Annotated in this window: 13 protein-coding genes; 7 read left to right on the top strand and 6 right to left on the bottom strand. The window is 62.4% G+C overall.

Going from position 1 to position 17,841, the window contains the following annotated elements:
• The first annotated feature begins 308 nt into the window (after window positions 1-308).
• Window positions 309-524, top strand: coding sequence for a hypothetical protein (locus VF515_01525; protein HEX7406305.1), 216 nt, complete (start codon window positions 309-311; stop codon window positions 522-524).
• Window positions 525-1,155: 631 nt separating this feature from the next.
• Window positions 1,156-2,004 (top strand): LLM class F420-dependent oxidoreductase, encoded by an 849-nt coding sequence (locus tag VF515_01520; GenBank protein HEX7406304.1) that lies wholly within the window; start codon window positions 1,156-1,158, stop codon window positions 2,002-2,004.
• 6 nt (window positions 2,005-2,010) lie between these two features.
• Here VF515_01520 and VF515_01515 read toward each other — a convergent pair whose 3' ends face one another.
• The 5 genes from VF515_01515 to VF515_01495 all read right to left on the bottom strand — a co-directional run bounded on the left by VF515_01515 (window position 2,011) and on the right by VF515_01495 (window position 6,910).
• Entirely contained in the window at window positions 2,011-2,472 is a 462-nt protein-coding gene (locus VF515_01515; protein HEX7406303.1) for a c-type cytochrome, read from the bottom strand.
• A 56-nt stretch (window positions 2,473-2,528) separates the two neighbouring features.
• On the bottom strand, window positions 2,529-3,668 hold the full coding sequence (locus tag VF515_01510; protein HEX7406302.1) for a cobalamin-independent methionine synthase II family protein: 1,140 nt from the start codon (window positions 3,666-3,668) through the stop codon (window positions 2,529-2,531).
• Between the two features lie 42 nt (window positions 3,669-3,710).
• On the bottom strand, window positions 3,711-4,919 hold the full coding sequence (locus VF515_01505; GenBank protein HEX7406301.1) for an MFS transporter: 1,209 nt from the start codon (window positions 4,917-4,919) through the stop codon (window positions 3,711-3,713).
• Window positions 4,920-5,012: 93 nt separating this feature from the next.
• A complete protein-coding gene (locus tag VF515_01500; GenBank protein ID HEX7406300.1) occupies window positions 5,013-6,413 on the bottom strand; it encodes a matrixin family metalloprotease in 1,401 nt (466 codons plus the stop codon).
• Between the two features lie 41 nt (window positions 6,414-6,454).
• Window positions 6,455-6,910 (bottom strand): DUF192 domain-containing protein, encoded by a 456-nt coding sequence (locus VF515_01495; protein HEX7406299.1) that lies wholly within the window; start codon window positions 6,908-6,910, stop codon window positions 6,455-6,457.
• Between the two features lie 87 nt (window positions 6,911-6,997).
• Between VF515_01495 and VF515_01490 the strand changes: the two genes are divergently transcribed.
• Complete coding sequence (locus VF515_01490; protein HEX7406298.1) at window positions 6,998-9,052, top strand: (Fe-S)-binding protein; 2,055 nt, start codon at window positions 6,998-7,000, stop codon at window positions 9,050-9,052.
• Between the two features lie 74 nt (window positions 9,053-9,126).
• Here the strand turns inward: VF515_01490 and glgP are convergent, their stop codons facing one another.
• On the bottom strand, window positions 9,127-11,283 hold the full coding sequence (gene glgP / locus VF515_01485) for an alpha-glucan family phosphorylase (GenBank protein HEX7406297.1): 2,157 nt from the start codon (window positions 11,281-11,283) through the stop codon (window positions 9,127-9,129).
• Between the two features lie 288 nt (window positions 11,284-11,571).
• Between glgP and VF515_01480 the strand changes: the two genes are divergently transcribed.
• The 4 genes from VF515_01480 to recN all read left to right on the top strand — a co-directional run bounded on the left by VF515_01480 (window position 11,572) and on the right by recN (window position 16,945).
• Complete coding sequence (locus VF515_01480) at window positions 11,572-13,791, top strand: PAS domain S-box protein (protein HEX7406296.1); 2,220 nt, start codon at window positions 11,572-11,574, stop codon at window positions 13,789-13,791.
• On the top strand, window positions 13,742-14,146 hold the full coding sequence (locus tag VF515_01475) for a response regulator (GenBank protein ID HEX7406295.1): 405 nt from the start codon (window positions 13,742-13,744) through the stop codon (window positions 14,144-14,146). The genes VF515_01480 and VF515_01475 overlap by 50 nt, the downstream gene beginning before the upstream one ends.
• Before the next feature lie 135 nt (window positions 14,147-14,281).
• On the top strand, window positions 14,282-15,136 hold the full coding sequence (locus VF515_01470) for an NAD(+)/NADH kinase (GenBank protein HEX7406294.1): 855 nt from the start codon (window positions 14,282-14,284) through the stop codon (window positions 15,134-15,136).
• A gap of 90 nt (window positions 15,137-15,226) precedes the next feature.
• On the top strand, window positions 15,227-16,945 hold the full coding sequence (gene recN / locus VF515_01465; GenBank protein HEX7406293.1) for a DNA repair protein RecN: 1,719 nt from the start codon (window positions 15,227-15,229) through the stop codon (window positions 16,943-16,945).
• The last annotated feature ends 896 nt before the right edge of the window (window positions 16,946-17,841 follow it).

Below are 17,841 nucleotides of genomic sequence, written 5' to 3'. Positions count from 1 at the left end.
GTGGTGTGGATCAACGCCAAACATGATCCGCTACCTCCCGACGCGCACGCGCCGGACTATGTCGTCGCTGAACTCAGCGATTTGCTGGCGCTCCTGGAGTGAGGCTCACGACGAGTGTTTCTTACCGTGCTTCTTCGCCGTTGGTGCTGGGGTCTGGGTTGCGGACCCCGGCGTCGTTGAGCCCACTGTGGCCGCGGTTGCCGTGCTTTGCGGCTGCGGCGACCGCACCGGTGCTGTTGCGGTCGCCCGCGCAGGCGTGCGCTGTGCAGTCGGTGTGAGCGGCACGGCAGCAGTCGCGGCCGGTTGAGTTGCCGACTCACCCGGCGTGCCTTCCTCGCCTGGCGGCGGTGCTTGCCCCGCAACTGCCTCCCGATCCCCTGCTGCCGGCGGCAGCGCTGCGGGCGGAGCCGGCGCACCGGGGATTCCCGGTGCCGCGCCAGGTGCTGAAACAATCGGTGCGGGTGCAACCGGGACGGCTGCCGCTGGTGCGGGAGGCCGCGCCGGGTTGTCCGGAGATCCACTAGGCCCAGCCGCGAGACACCACGTTCCGCCGACCTGCGCCTGTACAGAGATGTTCGCGTCATAATTCCGGCCGCCGGTCGGGTAACTGAAGATCAAGTTCCCGATGCTGAGGGAGCAGCAAGGGGAGGAGGGGGCGCTCGCGAGTGTGAACCTGCAACTGAACAGCTCGTCGTCAGGAATCGGGCTCGTGTCGGATACGGACATGAAAAGTACCCGCATGGTCGAGTTGTTGGGGAAAATCTTCGTCTGTACGTTCTTACGCGTTGAGGGGGCCGAGGCGCAGCTGGCGGCGTCGCCTTCCTGGCGCTCTGCCGTCATGCAGCGCGGATCCCAACTCAGATCCATCTGCAAACCTCCCACCTGGCCGTTACTGCCGGACATCAGGAAGATTACATCCGTCGACACCGGCGCCGGGTTGGACGCTGCAAGCCCGCGCTCTCCACAGAGACACAGGACGGCGACAGCCAGAGCGCCGAAGGTTCGCTGCCTTGCCGAATGTGCCATCATATCTAACTCCTCTCCTTGAGAATCACCCGCAACGGCCCTCAACCATAGCATGTCACGGCACACGTTGTGAATCGCGGTAGTCAAAGGGGCGGTATCCTGGCATGGTGGGCCTCGAGGAGTAAACCCATGCACTTTGGCCTGACGATGTTTGCAACCGACTTCGCCATCCGCGTTGACGAGTTGGCGCGCGAAGCCGAAGCGCGCGGCTTTGAATCGCTGTGGTTGCCGGAGCACACCCACATTCCCGCCAGCCGGCGTTCTCCCTGGCCCGGAGGGCCCGAGCTGCCGAAGGAGTACTGGCACACGCACGACCTGTTTGTCGCGTTGGCCGCGGCGGCAGCGGTGACCCGGACGTTGAAGGTCTGCACCGGCATTTGCCTCCTGGTGGAACGCGATCCGATTACCACGGCAAAGGAGGTTGCCAGCCTCGATGTGCTGTCGAATGGACGTGTGCTGTTCGGCATCGGCGGCGGGTGGAATGCCGAAGAAATGGAAAACCACGGGACCACCTTCAAAACACGCTGGTCGTTGCTGCGCGAGCGTGTCGAGGCCATGAAGAAGATTTGGGCCGAGGATGCAGCCGAGTATCACGGCAAATTCGTCAACTTTGAGCCCATCTGGTCCTGGCCGAAACCCGTGCAAAAGCCCCATCCGCCTATTTTTCTGGGAGGCAACACTCCCGCAGCCCTGCAACGCGTGGTCGAGTACTGTGACGGGTGGATGCCGATCCCCGCACGTGCCGGCGACCTCGTCGCCGCCATCAAGGATCTGCACCACAGGGCGGAGAAAGCCGGACGTGACCCGAAATCCATCTCGGTCGCCACCTACGGCAGCCCCGCGGATGCCGCAGTGGCGCAGCGGTACCGTGAGGCTGGAGTCGAGCACTTCATTTTCGGTTTGCCACCGGCCCCACGCGATACCGTGCTGCCGCTTTTGGACCGTTACGCGGAGGTTGTGCGGCAGGCGGGGAGATAGAGCGGTCTACTTCTCCGTGCGCTGGATCGATTCAATGTAATCGGTGAGCAACTCCAGATTACGCCGTGCGTAGACCGAGGCGACGCCGGGAGCGCCGGAACCACCTGTGCCGAAACGCTGGCTCCACACCGGCATTTCGCGGGTGCCGTGGGCGGTAAAGTTGCGTTCGCCCGCAATCGTCTCGACCACAAAATCGCGCGGGAAACGTCCGCCGTGCTCGCGAGCCAGACGGGTGAGATCGGGCGTGTGCGTTTTGAGCTCGGCGGCGACAGGACCGTCACCGGTGCCGGTGACGCCGTGACAGGAAGCACATGCACTCACGTACAGGTGCCGTCCATCTTCCTCAACCGATGGCGGGCACACCCGCAGCGCACAAGCGCTTGAGAACACGAGCAGCCAAACGATCAGCGTGACCGTCGGCAGCGCGTCCTTGGAGACGTACCGGTGCGTGCGGCAGAGTGGGGACACAACCCGCGCTGGTAGCGGAAAAAGATGTGCGGTGCAAACGTTGGTGCCGAAGATCGCTAACCAAAGAGCCGCCGGGTGGCGATGTCGGCTCCCGCGCGCAGGGCTTTGAGCTTTTCCCAGACCAGCTCTTCGGCGACGGTGCCGAGGCCAGCGGCGGTGTCGAAGCCGCAGTCGGTGCCTGCCAGGACACGGCGTGGGTCCCCGACGGCTCGTGCGGCCAACTCGATGCGGTCCGCAACCACCTCCGGATGCTCGACGTAGTTCGTTGTTGGATCGATGACGCCGGCGACTAAGATCATCTCGGCGGGGAGCGGATAGCGCGTGAAACAGCGGTGCTCGTGCGCATGGCGCGGGTTTGCCATGGAGAGCACCAGCGCCCCGACGTTCGCCTGATAGAGGCGAGGGAGGATCTCGTTCAACGGTATATCGAGGTGGTGCGGTCCCTCGTAGTTCCCCCAGCACACGTGCATACGCACGCGATCGCGGGGAACGGGCGCGATGGCGCGGTTGAGCGCCGCGATGTTGACATCGATGAACTGCAGGAAGGCATCGATGTCACGGTCCGCAAATGACGTGTGCCGCTCCATTGCCAGGTCCGGACAATCAATCTGCAGCACCAGACCCTGCACCGCGATGTACTCGTACTCGGTTTTCAGGGCGTCGGCGGCAGCCGCCACATAATCCTCGTAGCGTTCGTAGTAACCGTTCAACATCGCCGAGGCGACAATGCCTGGCGAGGCCGCCGTCATGAACGATTCGATGAACTGCGATGGCTGTTCGCCAGCGATCCTCCGGAAGTCGCCACATTCTTTCTCGAGCGCGGATCGATCGACGTAGCGCACCTCGCCTATGGCCTTGGGCGCGTTGATAAGACTCACCATAGTGCGTGAGAAATCGGGAAGTTTAAGCTCGAGGAAACTGGGGTACTGGATGATGTCTTTCATGATGGGGCGCACACTCTGCCCGCCGAAGCCGCTCATGCGGTGCTGGACGTACGTGAAGAAACTTTCGCGGGCCTGCTCGCCGTCGTTGCCGATGTCGATGCCGGCCTCGAGCTGCTTGGCGATGACGTGCCGGGTCGACCGCTCGATCGCCGCTTCCAGGGCGGTACGGTCCACCGGCTCTCGTCGGCTGAGTCGGACCTGCATTTCCACGAGGTCCTTGGGGCGCGGAAGGCTTCCGCTGTGGGTGGTCATTATGCGCTGCTCACTGCGGTGCATGTTTCCTCCTGTGTCGACCTACGCCGTGGCCTCAGACGTGCCGTGCGGCGCGTCTGCAACGGCCCACGCTTTCACCCAGGGCAGCAGCGCGAACGCTGGCAGCGCCAGAAAGAAGGTGAGGAAGAAATACGTGGCGTAGCCGAGGTGGGCGGTTCCCCAACCGCTGAACGCACCTGCTAACGAGCGGGTAAGCCCGAAGATGGCCGATAAGAATGCATACTCGGTGGCGGCTCGCCGCTTGTCGCAAATGTGCATGAGGAAGGCAAGAAAGGCTGCGGTGCCCAGGCCAGCCGCAAAGCTCTCACCCAGGGACGCCGCGTAGATGCCAGCCCGGCCGAAATTGAAGTACGCGACGGTGGCGTACCCGAGATTGGAGAAGGCTTGGACCAGGCCCAGGCTCCAGAGCGCGTGGAAGATTCCCCACCGTGTCGTCAGCAGCCCACCCGCCAGGGCACCCACAATGCTTGCAACCACACCCAATGTGGTGGAGATCAAGCCGATCTCTTTGACGCTCAGGCCACGGTCGACCCAGAACGGTTTGATCATGGGTCCCATACTGCTGTCGCCGAGCTTGTAGGTCAGCACGAACAGAAAAACCATCAGTGCACCCGGCCGCTCCAACCACTTCAACAGCGGTGTGAACCAGCTCTGCCGCGGATCTGTCGGTGGCGCTGGTAAGGAGGGACTCCGCCCGGCCAGCAGCGCCAGGACCGCCAAGATCGCTGCTGCCAAGTAGAAGACCGCGGTCCAGCCCAGAGGCTCCGCGAGAATTACCAGGCCACCGCCGCCGACAATGAGCGCAACGCGGTAGGCGGAAACCCGCACGCCGTTGGCGACGCCTTCTTCGCCTGGCGCCAGCAGGCCGATGGTGTAGGCATCGATGGCGATATCCTGCGTGGCGGAAGCGGTGGTCAGGAGCATCAACGTGCCCCACAACCAGACCGTTGGCGCCGAGGGGTCGAAAAACGGCAATGCCGCCATCACCAGCGCCATGGTTGCCAGGCACGACACGAACCAGTACTGGCGCGTACCGAAGCGATCCACGAACGGTGACCACAGGACCTTCAATGTCCAGGGCGCACCGAGCAGGCTCATCAACCCGATCTCGGTCAGCGAAACGCCGTGGACCCGGAAGTAGACCGGTAGATTGTCGATGGCAATGCCGAAGGGAAACCCCTCGGCGAAGTACAACAGGCTGATCCAAGACAGCTTACGCCGCAGATCCATCCACCCCACCGGTCACGCGACCCGTTGTACACGGGCGGCGTGACCGTGGGAAGCGGAGCCGCGTGATCCGGCTGTCGTTCTGTCCCAGGCGCCTCAGTAGAAGTTGAGGCGGAAGACCGATGAGCTGCCGTAGCTGTTGGACGCAGCAGTGATCATGAAGTAATAGGTTCTTCCGGCCACCGCAGTGACCGTCACTTGAGACTGCCTGGTGAGCCAGGAGGCATTGTCGTTGCAGCCTCCAGAAACCGGAACCAGGCTGGCGCACGAGCCCGTGTAGGTCGATAGAACCGTATCATAGTTGCTGCCGGTGGTGTTCGCCACGATCCTCCCGTCTCGCGGTGCCGTGAAGCGGTACCAGACGCTCTTTGCTCGTGCCGCGGTGTTGCACAGAGGGACCGGATCTGTGGATACGGTTGTCGCGGTGCTGACATTCATCGCGTTCGAATAGGCACTTGTGCCGATCACCACGGCATTGCCGCAGGCATCATTGACCAGACCGCCGCCACTCGTGGCGGTCGGAACAGGTGGCCGCGTCGACGTGGGCGTGGCCGCAACAACCGTGCTGGCGGGTCGCGGAGTCAACGTCGGAGTCCAGTCCTGCGTCGGAGTCCTGGTGGGGGTCTGGGTCGGGCTGCTGGTCGGCACGCGTGTCGGCGTCAATGTCGGTGCCGAAGTCTGCGTCCGCGTCGGGGTCCCGACTTGGGTCTGGGTTGGGGTGCGTGTCGGGCTCGGCGTGCCGATTTGCGGGTAGATAGCGCTCACACCGGCGATGTCATCGGCGGCCAAGCTGGCGCAGCGCCCGTCAAAATGGGCATAGGCGTACATCGTTGCATTCGAAACGGTTGTATGGCCAAGGCCGATGGTGTGGCCGAGCTCGTGCGTCATAACCTCCGCTAGGTTGCACTGATTCCAGAACCCACACCCGCCCCAGCCGTTGTTGAAGGTGATCTTGCCGACCGCGATCTGCGAGAACGTGGTTCCGTTGACGACCGTACTCCCCCCGCCGCTGCAGTACCCGCCGATAGCGAGGATGCCGCTGCAGTTGCTGGGATCCGTGATCTCACCGTATGGATCGTTGAAGGTAAGACGGTTGATGTCGCATGGAGAGAATCGCCCCGGGCTCGTCGTTCCGCCGTCCTGGAGGATGAGACTGGAAGTGGAAACAGTGCTCCATGCCGCCAAGCCCGCATCCACGGCTGCCTGTGTGCTGGCAAACCCCAAGGCCGAATCGCCGGTGGAATCGACCAGGTAGGTGACCGGTTGGCCGCTGTCCGGCTGGAACCAGCGGGCAGGCGGGTTGCTCAAGTAGGTGAAGGCCTCCTGGAACCGTGTCGGGGTGCTGGCCAACTCCTCGGGGACAAGGGACAGTTGTTCCATCGGGCGCCGTTCGTGGCGCTCCTCGTGGGCCATCCGGCGCAGCCGTCTGAGTAACGGAAGGAAACGCTGCGTGTGTCGCGAGGCTTCGACCAATTCGCCCGTGCTGGGAACGAACATGGAGGCACCCGAGCCGAAATCGCGTACCTGCCGTTCATGACCTAGCGCGCGCCTTCGGGGACTCGCACGAAATCAACCTGGTTGCCGGTGCTGATGCCATGACTGGCGCAGAAGCCGGCGTGCACCTCGAGCACGTATTGCGAGCGACCCGGAACGCCGAGCGGACTGGTTGTGAACGGCTGGGTGTCAGCGACGATTCCGACAATACGGTGCTCCTTTCCGATGAATACCATATCGAGTGGCAAGGGGGTATTCTTCATCCAGAACTGTTGCTCGGTTTCGTTGGGGAAGATAAACAACATTCCTGCGTTTGGTGCCATGTCGTTGCGATACATGAGGCCGCGGGCTCGGGACTCGGGGGTGTCGGCGACCTCAACCTCGACGGCTACCGGCCCGCGAGAGGAACGGATGACGACCTCGGGACGGTGAGAGCAGGCGGTCAGCGCCATGCAAACCATCAACAGCGCCACTTCTGACTGGTATAAGTGGCGTCGCATCAGGTTTCCGCCACCTTGCAATGGCTCCAGTTTTCTCTTAGGAGTCCGGCGGAATGCGAAGCGCTCAAGCCCGCTGGAGGTAGAGTAATGAGCACGCTGATTTTCAGCGTTTTTATTCTGGTCGCGTTGGGGTATTTCGGACGCACGATCTACCGGCGCTTCGGAGTGCTCCTCAAGGTCACGCCGGTCAAGCCCTTCGATAATATTCCGGCACGCATCAAGGCCGTGCTCGTGTACGCTTTCGGGCAAAAGAAGTTCGTGCAGCGCGAGCCCCGGCCCGAGACCCGCCTCAGCGAACAGTCTGCCGGCTGGATGCATTTCTTCATTTTCTGGGGGTTCAGCATCCTGGCCATTCAGGTCGTCACCATGTTCGCGCGCGGCTTCATCGATGATTTCTACGTGCCGCTGTTGAGCCCGCGTTGGTTCGGCGGTCCCTACCTGCTGCTCAAGGACATCATGGAGGTGGCGGTGCTGGGCGCGGTCAGCGTGGCGCTGTACCGCTGGGGCGTATCGCATCCGAAACGTCTCTACGGGTTCAAGCCCGCAGAGGAGCGGCTGGCCGGCCAGTCGCATTGGGAAGCCTACCTCATTTTGTGCTTCATCGCCTGCATCATGATCGGTGGCCTTCTCTACGACGGCGGGCGGATGGTGTCCGAGCGGAATGAGTTGGTGCAAAGCGAACGGAGCTGGCAGCCTTTCAGTGCGTTGGTCGGCCACATGCTGGGCAGCCACGCGAAGTTCTTCAGCGACTTCGGTTGGTGGCTGCACAACTGCGCCATCCTGGTGTTCATCAACCTCCTGCCGATGTCGAAGCACTTTCACATCATCACCTCCCTGCCCAACGTCTTCTTCCTCAAGACCGACCCGCGCGGCGCCCTGAGCAAAATGGACCTGGAGAATGCGACCAGGTTCGGCACATCCTACATCAACCAGTTCACCTGGAAACAGGTGCTGGATATGTATTCGTGCACCGAGTGTGGCCGTTGCACCTCGCACTGCCCCGCCACCATGAGCGGCAAGGAATTGGCCCCGCGGCAACTGCTCTTGAACCTGCGTGATTACCTGTACGAACACGAAGGGGACATCCTGGCCTTGAAGCCGGCCGGTGGTGACGGTGCCGAGGCGGCGACTGTGGGCGAGAACATCGCTGGCGAAAAGCTGATCCACGATGAGGTGATCTGGGCGTGCACGACCTGCCGCGCGTGTGAAGAGGCGTGCCCGGTCATGATCGAGTACGTCGACAAGATCGTCGACATACGGCGACACCTGGTGCAGGAAGAATCGCGCTTCCCGGTGGAGTTGACGCGGACCTTCAAGGGCATGGAGAACCAAGGGAACCCATGGGGTGTCGACGCGGGGCAGCGTGCTGCCTGGACGGAAGGGCTCGACGTGCCGCGGATGGCCGACCATCCGGACGCTGAGTATCTCTTCTTCGTCGGTTGCGCCGGTTCCTTTGACGACCGCAACAAGCGCACGACGATTGCGTTCGCCAAGATCCTGAACAGAGCCGGTGTCGATTTCGCCATCCTCGGTGAAGAGGAGCCGTGTAACGGCGAAACGGCGCGGCGTATCGGCAACGAGTATCTCTACCAGGCCATGGCGCAGGCGTGCGTTGACCTGCTCAACGGCTACAAGGTGAAGAAGATCCTCACCAACTGTCCGCACTGCTTCAACACGATGAAGAACGAGTTCCCGCAATTTGGCGGAAACTACGAAGTCCTTCATGCCACCGAGTTCGTCAAACAACTCATCGCCGCCGGCAAGATCCGGTTCCAGGGGAACGGCGCGCAGGCCGTTACCTTCCACGACTCGTGTTATCTGGGCCGCTACAACGACGTCTTTGACGCGCCGCGTGATATTCTGAAAATTCTGCCCGGTGTCGAGGTGCGTGAAATGGAGCGCAACCGGAAATTTGGCATGTGCTGCGGCGCTGGTGGCGGGCGCATGTGGATGGAAGAGGAACCCACCAAGCGAGTGAACATCCGCCGCGTCGAACAAGCGCTGGAAACCACTCCGGACGTTGTTGCCGTGGCCTGCCCCTTTTGCATGACCATGATCGACGACGGCCTCAAATCCAAGAACATGGAAGAGAAGGTCAAGGCGCTGGACATCATGGAACTGGTTGCCGACGCCATGGCCTAGGGTGCAGCCAACTGCGGTCGGGAGGATTCGCCCCAGAAGCCCGCTTCGACGGCGCGAGAACGTGCTCCGGCCCGCTACACCAGGTGACGCATGGCACTGCCCATCCTCATGCCCGGCATGGCGCTGGGCACGCCGCCTGAGGCTGGCAGGTAGCACTCGCGGACGTAATCGCGCACCATGCGGTCGGCATTGAAGTACGCGGCGAGCGTCATCACGGCGCGCTTCATCCGCGTCACCCAGGCAGGCGGCACGTTGGCCGCATCGCGGTGATAGTAGAGTGGGATCACCTGGTTCTCGAGCACGTCGTAGAGCGAGGCCGCGTCCCTGGCGTCCTGAACCGCAGGATCGCTGTGTGCGTGTCCCTCACCGATGGCAAAGCCGTTCTCGCCGTCGTATGCCTCTGCCCACCAGCCGTCCACCACTGACAGGTTCAGTCCCCCGTTCAGCAGGGTCTTCTGCCCGCTGGTGCCACAGGCTTCGAATGGACGGCGTGGTGTGTTGAGCCAGACATCGCAGCCCTGGACCAAATGGCGGGCAACGCCGAAGTCGTAGTCCTCGATGAAAGTGATCCGGTCCCTGAATCGAGGGTCTCGGGTCAGCTCCAGAACCTGGCGCAGCACACGCTTGGCATAATCATCGTGCGGGTGGGCCTTGCCCGCCATGATGATCTGAAGACCTCGGCCGGGCGCGTTGACCAGCGTCGCCAGACGGTCCGGGTCGCTGAACAGCAGGGCGGGACGCTTGTACTCGGTGAAGCGGCGCGCGAAACACAGCGTGAGGACGTTTACGTCCAATGCCGGGACACATACCGCCGGCTCATCAGGGCTCCGCAGCAGGCACCGGCGCAGGACGTAATTCAGCATGCGACGCTTGACTGCTTGGTGTACCTCCCAGAATTCGGCATCGACAAGGGCTTCGATTTTCTCCCACGCCTCCGGGTTGCACATCTGGCGCTGCCAGTCGGGGCCGATGCGGCGGGCATAGAGCGCAGACATGGACGGCGCAAGCCAAGAGTTCGTATGGATGCCGTTGGTGATATGCCCGATGGGCACCTCGGCCTCGGGACGACCGGGCCAGAGGTTCTGCCACATTTGACGGGTGACGTGTCCGTGGAGGGCAGAGACGGCGTTGGTGTAGCGCGCGGATTTCAGCCCTACCACCGTCATACAGAAGCGCTCGGATGAGTCGCGAGGATTCACGCGGCCGAGGGCAAGGAAATCCTCCGGTGAAATACCGACTTCTCGCTGGAGCCATCCAAGATGCTGGAGCACCAATTCAGGCGCGAACCGATCGTGGCCGGCGGGCACGGGGGTGTGGGTGGCAAACACGGTGCGTAGCGACACCTCGCGGTGGGCCACCGCGAAAGCCACACCGTCGGCGACCTTCCTTTGGCGGGCCAACTCCAACGCGGCCAAGACGCTGTGGCCCTCGTTCAGGTGCAGCACGCCCGGCTGCATCCCCAGCGCGCCCAGCATGCGAATGCCACCGATACCGAGAACGATTTCCTGCAGCAGGCGTTCCCGCTCATCCCCGCCGTACAGGTGCGCCGTAAGGGCGCGGTTCGCGGGCGAATTGCCTTCCACATCGGAATCGAGGAGCACCAACGTCGCCCGGCCAACCTCGGCACGCCATGCCCCAATCAGCAGGCGGTCCGAATCGAGTGGTATCTCGATCACTACCGGTCGGCCATAGCGGCCCATGGCCCGGCGGAGCGGCAAGGTGTGCAGGTCCACCAGCCCGTAACTTTCCTCCTGCCAGCCGGTCGCATCTATTCGCTGGCGGAAATAGCCTTGCGCGTAAAAGATGCCGACACCGACGAGCGGCACTCCCAGGTCGGAGGCTGCCTTTAGATGATCGCCGGCCAACACCCCGAGGCCGCCGGAATACATGGGCATCGATTCGTGCAGCGCGAACTCCGCGGCAAAGTACGCCACCGGGGAGCGCTGCAGAATGCTGCACGTCGTGCTCCCCAGGGTGTGACGCTCACGCAGATACTCGTCGAGTTGCCGGAAGGCGTTGTTGATGCGGCTTTCGAGCGCGATCTCGGCAGCTCGTTGTTCGATCTGCTCGGCGGGTAGGGCAGCAAGAAAGGCGATGGGATTGTGGTTCTGCTCCCGCCACAAAGCCGGATCGAGGTCTCGGAAGATGGCGACCACTTCCGGCTGCCAGGTCCACCAGAGGTTCCATGCCAGCTGATGCAACTGGGCGGCGAGCGACTGATGGTTGTCCACGTCGGCTTTGCTCCATGTCGGCGCCGGTTGCGAGCCCAGCAAATTGAGCCCGTTTCCACTGCTTCACGGAGGTCGGTCTCCCGCTATCGCAACCAGCAGCATTTGACTAGCGCGAGTGGTCCGTGGTGTCAAAAGGGCCCCCTTCGCGGACGTGGACGTTTCGCCGGGCCACGTCACCGATGCATGGCCTGCCGGTGGTGCTTCGACAGGGCGTGCGTGCTAGGGATTGAGTCGGCGGTCGCGGAGCCCGTGCGCGCCAGCACGTCAGGTGTCCGCAAGGGGTACGTCATGAAACAATCGACCTTGCTCCAGCAGCTTGGTGCTGCAAAGCGCCGGGTGGCGGCGTTACGACGGCACGCTGCTGCGGTGGGAGAACCTCCCGCATTGTTGCGGGACCTACTGGATCAATTCACCGAAGTCTTGGAAGATCTCCAGCAGCTGGCTGATGCGGCACCTTTGCGGTCCGACCATTCGGCCGCTGCTGACGACTTACGCGAAGTGGAGCGCCGAGGCGACCAGAAAACGCTCGAGGCGTTGCGGGATAGTGAAGCGCGAACACGCGCCATCCTGAATGCCGCGCTTGACGGCATCATCACGATTGACGGGCAGGGGATCGTCCAATCGCTGAACCCCGCTGCCGAACGGTTGTTCGGGTACGGTGCGCAAGAGGTGATTGGACAAGACATCAAAATACTCGTGCCGCCTCCGTGGCGGGACGAGCACGACGATTTTCTGGCGAAGTACTTGAGCAGTGGTGAGCGCCAGGCCATCGGTATCCACCGCGCGGTGGTCGGAGCACGCAAGGATGGTAGCACGTTTCCCGCGGACCTCACCGTGAGTGAAATGCTGGTCGACGACCATCGCCTCTTCATTGGAATCGTACGTGACGTTACCGAACACAGGCAGGCGGAACGGCGCCTGACGGCGCAGTACGCTGTGAATCGAGTCCTGGCAGAGTCCACGACCCTGCGCCAAGCGATCCCGCAAATGCTGGCCTGCATTTGCGAAGGTGTCGGATGGGAGTTGGCGGAGCTGTGGCGCTTGGATACCGGGGCCAATGTCCTTCGCTGGGATGGTATGTGGCACCGGCGACCAGCCGAAGCCGCCGAATTCGAGGCGGTCAGTCGCCATTTGGCGTTTCTGCCCGGTGAGGGCCTTCCCGGTCGCGTGTGGGCCACCAACGAGCCTGCATGGATCAGCAACATCCTCGAAGAGTCCGGTTTCCTCCGACCGTCCGTGGCTGCCAACATGGATCTGCACTGCGCCGCCGCGTTCCCGATCCGGACCGGCAGCGCAGTGATCGGAGTCATGGTATTCTTCAGCCGCGAAGTGCGCCCGCCCGATCAGGACCTGCTGCAGATGTTGGACGCGCTGGGCAATCAGATCGGCGACTTCATGGCCCGTAAACGAGCCGAGGAGGCGTTGCGAGAAAGTGACCGGCGGTTCGCCTTGTTTATGCATAACCTTCCCGGCGTGGCCTTCATGAAGGACATCCAGGGCCGCTATGTCTATGTCAACGAACACTTCGAGAACACTTTCCACGCCCGAGGCTGGCTTGGTAAAGTCGACGACGAGTGCTGGTCTCCCGGAGTTGCCGGCCAATTCAAACAGAATGACCGCGTCGTACTTGAGAGCGGCAAGGCCCTGCAAGCGATCGAAACCGTTCCGCATGATGACGGGCTCCATTCCTGGCTGGTGAGCAAATTCCCAATCTTGAACGAAAGTGGTGAGCCGATGATGGTCGGCGGGGTTGCCGTCGACATCACCGAGCGCGAGCAGGCCGAGGCCCAACTGCGTGAGTTGCAGAGATTGGCACGCCAGCGGGAGCGGCTGGCCGATATCGGTGCCATTACGGCGGAGATCGTCCATGATTTGGGCAACCCGCTGGCGGGTGTCTCGATGCAAGCCCAGCTCATTTTGCGGCGGGCGCAACGCGACGAGACCCAGCCTGTCAGTACCATCATGAGACCGATGCAGCGTATCGTTTCGGAGGTCCACCGCCTCGACGCACTCATCAAGGAGTTCATGGACTTTTCGCGCGAGCAGCGACTGAACCTGAAGATCGTCTACGTGCCGCGCTTCTTGGCGTCGGTGGTGGAACTCTGGGAGCCGCTGGCCTCCACCCGCGGAATCAGACTGGTACTCGAGGTTCCAGAGGAACTGGCACCGATAACTGCCGACGAAGAAAAGCTCCATCGCGTCTTCGAGAACCTGGTGAAGAACGCCATCGAGGCGATCGACCGGGGACCAGGCCATATCAAGATCTACGTGGCCACTCCGAGATTCGGGAAGATTTGCATCTCCGTCGAGGATTCCGGCCCCGGGATTCCGCAGGATCTGGAAGTGTTTCGCCTGTTTGAGACGACAAAACCCTACGGCTCGGGGCTCGGACTTCCCATTGTTCGACAAATCGTACTGGCGCACGGTGGCGGCATCGCTTTTGCTCGGCTGGAGCCGCATGGGACCGTCTTCAACATCGAGCTTCCCTGCCACGGACCGCTCACGTAAGGACGGTGCCGTCCTGCTGCTCGATGACGATGAGAGCTTTCGCAACGCCTTGGCCGAGAGTCTGCGTGATGACGGATTCGCCGTCATCGAATATCCCACCGCCCGCGACGTGCCACCGCTTACCGCTCTGGGGGAAATCAGGGTGGTCGTCACTGACTATGACATGCCCGGGACCGATGGCCTGGCATTTGCGGATAAGGTTCGCGCCACCTACCCCGGCGTACCCATCATCATGGTGACCGGCTGCTGCACGGTGAACCTCGAGGACTTGGCGGCCGCACGCGGCGTGTGCCTCCTTCGCAAGCCGCTAGAATACGAAATATTGCACAACTTGCTGCATCGCCTTCCGTCGTGAGCGTGTCATCAGGTCCGTCGTCGATTCGAGTTAACGTCGCTGCTGATTTCCCTGATCTTACCGCACGAAAGGGCAGGTCGTCGGCCGCGCTCGTCCCAGTAGCCCTTGACGGTTCGCCTGTGGTAACGTCCGGCCATGCAGACCATCGGCGTGGTGGTGAAACGTGACCGCGCACAAGCAGCCGAACTTGGCCGGGAACTGATTGCCTGGCTCTCGCAGCGTAACGTCACCACCCTGGTCGAAGCGGAGAGCGCCGCTCAGCTCGGGTGCAGCCGCGGGGTTACGAAAGAGGCCATCATTGCGGCCGCCGAGATGGTTGTCGTACTCGGCGGCGACGGAACACTGCTCAGCGTGGCACGACTCATGCGTGTCCGGGCGATCCCGATTCTCGGCGTGAACTTGGGAAATTTTGGCTTTCTCACCGCGCTGACCAGCGACGAACTCATGCCAATGATGGGGCGCATCTTGGCAGGCGACTTCGAAGTCGAACAGCGTATGACGCTCGAAGTGACCCTGCGGCGCGCCGATGTCCCCCCGATAAGCCGCCAGGTGCTCAACGAAGCGGTGATTACAAAGGGCGCTCTAGCAAGAATCATCGACCTCGAAACGGCTGTCAATGGCCAGCATTTGTGCGTCTACAAGGCCGACGGGTTGATCGTCACCACGCCGACCGGATCAACCGCATACTCACTCTCGGCTGGCGGCCCGATTGTGCACCCGTCCGTGGGGGTGACGGTGCTTTCGCCCATCTGTCCGCATACGCTGACGCATCGGCCGATGGTCCTCCCTGACTCCGCCACGGTTACCGTTACCGTTCGCTCGCCACACGAAGACGTGGTCCTCACATTGGATGGGCAGGAAGGCATAGCGTTGCGGAACAACGACCTGGTGTCGATTTGCAAGGCGAAGACCAGCGTGCCTCTGGTGCAGTCGGCCACGCGCAACTACTTCGACGTCTTGCGCAGCAAATTGCGTTGGGGCGAGCGCTGAGGAACGGCGGATGGCTGATCGCATATGGCATATGGGTTTGAGGCGGAAATGACCCGATATGCGATGCGGCGTATCTGCTAAGCCAGACCTATGCTGCGGGCACTGCGCATAACGAATTTCGCCATCATTGACGAGCTCTCGCTCTCTTTTGCGCCGGGAATGAACGTGCTTACCGGTGAGACCGGTGCCGGCAAGAGCATCATCATGCGCGCCATCGGCTTGCTGTGCGGCGCACGCGCTGCCACCGATCTGATTCGCACCAACGCCGACGAGGCGGAGGTTGAAGGTGTCTTCGATCTGGAAGAAGTCGGTCGTGCCGCCCTGCAAGAGACCGGCATCGCCCCCGCGGACGAAGTGTTGGTGCGCCGTACGATTGCGCGCTCCGGGAAGGGGCGGGCGTATGTCAACGGCGGTCTGGCGACCGCGGGCTTGCTGAGCCAGCTGGCCAGCCGGCTCATCCACGTGTACGGTCAGCACGAACACGCGCTCCTCCTCAAACCGGAAAACCATCTGGACTTTCTCGATGATTTCAGCCAGCTGGGCCAACTGCGTCAGAGCATGGCGACCGCGTACGCTAATTTTCGCGAAGCGGCGGACCGCCTGGCGGCGTTGACCACGAGCAGTGAAGCGCTGCGGCAACGCCTCGATCTCCTGCGCTTCCAGGTCAGCGAACTCCATGAGGCCAGGCCGGTGTGTGGCGAGGAACAACAGCTGCAGCAAGAACGTGAGGTCCAGCGACACGCCGAGAAACTCGGTCAGATCTGTCAAGCGAGCGAGGAATCGCTGTACTCCGGCGACGGCGCCATCGCCGCCGGCCTGGCGCGTGTCGTTGCACAACTACACGAGGCCGGGCGGATCGACCCCACGTTCGGCGCTGCTGCCGAGCTGCTGCGGCAGGCGGCAGCGGAAGTGGAAGAGGTGGCCGCGGACCTCCGGCGTGCCGCGTCGCGCCTGCGCCACGATCCCGAGCGTTTGGAAGAGATCGAAGAACGGCTCGACCTTTTGTTGCAGCTCAAACGCAAGCACGGGTGCTCGGCGGATGAACTCACGGATCGGCTGGCCGAGATGGAACGCGAACTTGCCGGCCTCGAGGACTCTGCCGGAGATACCGGCGCCTGCCGAAAAGAGGTGGTGACGCGCGCCGCCCATGCATGGAGCGTGGCACGCGAACTGTCCCGCATGCGCCAGACGGCAGCGGCGACATTGGAGAAGCGCATGGCCGAGGAACTGTGCGCGCTTGGTATGCGAGGCGGCGTCTTCCGTGTCGTCTTCACCGTCGCCGGGTCCGACGCTCCGCAGGCCGGGTGGGCGGATGTCACGACCCCTGGCGGCGCGCGTTTGGGTCCAGTCGGCGCGGACGTTGTCGAATTCTATCTCTCCGCGAACCCCGGCGAGGATCCAAAGGCCCTGGCCCGGATCGCCTCCGGCGGAGAACTCTCCCGTATCATGCTGGCACTCAAGGCGCTCACCGCAGGCGCCGGTGAGGTGCCCACGGTGATCTTCGATGAAGTGGACGCGGGTATCGGAGGTGCGGTTGCGGAAGCCGTCGGCAAGCGCCTGCACGACCTCGGCCGATCACACCAGATATTCTGCATCACCCACCTGCCACAGATCGCGGTGCTGGCCGATCATCATTTCGCCGTGGAGAAGCACGTGACCGATGGCAAGACCACGGCGACAGCACGGGAGCTGGACGCCGATGAGCGGGTGCGGGAGATCACCCGAATGCTCGGAGGAACGGACTCCGCCGAGTCGCGGCGCTACGCCCGCCGCTTGATCGATAACTTCGGCAACGCCAAGCGAGCTTGAGCGTTGCCGGCGGTCGGGTCCCTCCAGGGGCCCACGGTGCGTGGCTGTTGTAGGTCTTGTTGGCAAGCCTGATTCGTTTGGGGTAAACGGGCCATCCCTCGACGGCGTCAGGCAATCTAGTCGGCCACCATTCCCCGGTCGCCTGTGGCGACGCAGATGTTACGTAGGGGCGGCCCCCTGTGGCCGCCCTCTTTCCCTGCTATGTAGCCCCGCAGAGCGGAACAGCCACATTTCAGACAAGAAAGTGCCTCGACCAAACCGCAATGGCATAGTGGCGGCCCGCAAAGTGCGTTTTCAGTTTGAAACAGGACTTTGCAACGCCGCAAAGTGCGTTTCCAGCCCGTAACGCCTCCCTTCAGACTGCGCAATCGCCGCGGCAGTCTTGTGGACGCGAACGTACGGCTATCCAGCCACGCACCCTGCGGTTCCGCGTTGGTGATGTCATCCTCCAGTATGACAACACACGATGTCGTGTACGTGTATGCCAGTGTAGTGCGCCAGGCAGATGGTCTCTTATCGGATTGGGCAACAGACTCTCCGTTCACCCCGAGTAGGCGCCTGCTGTTGGCGCCGTATCGAGGGGCACCCGCTGATTGCAGCCCGAAGCTTCCATGTCCCTCGATACACCGCCACAAAAACGGCGGTTACTCGGGACGAACGGAAGGCCATTCGGTACTCCAGTTGTGACGCACTACACTAGCTGCACTGTCAAGGATGTACCACTACCACGTTCGCTATTGGACCATCCCGAGCGCGCTTTTGTCGGCTTCTGGCGCGTACACTCCAAACAACAATACCAGCGGCTAGGCATACATTGTGTTTCCACCAGGCACAACAAATATTGCAGAAGAGAGGAGATAGGGTATGGCAACAGTGAAATCGGCAGGAAGTCCCGG

The organism is Candidatus Binatia bacterium, from assembly GCA_036382395.1.
Classification (GTDB): Bacteria; Desulfobacterota; Binatia; order HRBIN30; family HRBIN30; genus JAGDMS01.
This window is presented reverse-complemented; position numbering and strand designations above follow the sequence as displayed.

What these genes read in the sequence shown, in the direction of transcription:
- VF515_01500 (HEX7406300.1), bottom strand. Translation starts at nt 6,413, where the DNA reads ATGTTCGTTCCCAGCACGGGCGAATTGGTCGAAGCCTCGCGACACACG.
- VF515_01475 (HEX7406295.1), top strand. Translation starts at nt 13,742, where the DNA reads ATGGGACCGTCTTCAACATCGAGCTTCCCTGCCACGGACCGCTCACGT.
- recN (HEX7406293.1), top strand. Translation starts at nt 15,227, where the DNA reads ATGCTGCGGGCACTGCGCATAACGAATTTCGCCATCATTGACGAGCTC.
- VF515_01480 (HEX7406296.1), top strand. Translation starts at nt 11,572, where the DNA reads ATGAAACAATCGACCTTGCTCCAGCAGCTTGGTGCTGCAAAGCGCCGG.
- VF515_01495 (HEX7406299.1), bottom strand. Translation starts at nt 6,910, where the DNA reads ATGCGACGCCACTTATACCAGTCAGAAGTGGCGCTGTTGATGGTTTGC.
- VF515_01490 (HEX7406298.1), top strand. Translation starts at nt 6,998, where the DNA reads ATGAGCACGCTGATTTTCAGCGTTTTTATTCTGGTCGCGTTGGGGTAT.
- VF515_01505 (HEX7406301.1), bottom strand. Translation starts at nt 4,919, where the DNA reads ATGGATCTGCGGCGTAAGCTGTCTTGGATCAGCCTGTTGTACTTCGCC.
- VF515_01520 (HEX7406304.1), top strand. Translation starts at nt 1,156, where the DNA reads ATGCACTTTGGCCTGACGATGTTTGCAACCGACTTCGCCATCCGCGTT.
- VF515_01470 (HEX7406294.1), top strand. Translation starts at nt 14,282, where the DNA reads ATGCAGACCATCGGCGTGGTGGTGAAACGTGACCGCGCACAAGCAGCC.
- VF515_01510 (HEX7406302.1), bottom strand. Translation starts at nt 3,668, where the DNA reads ATGACCACCCACAGCGGAAGCCTTCCGCGCCCCAAGGACCTCGTGGAA.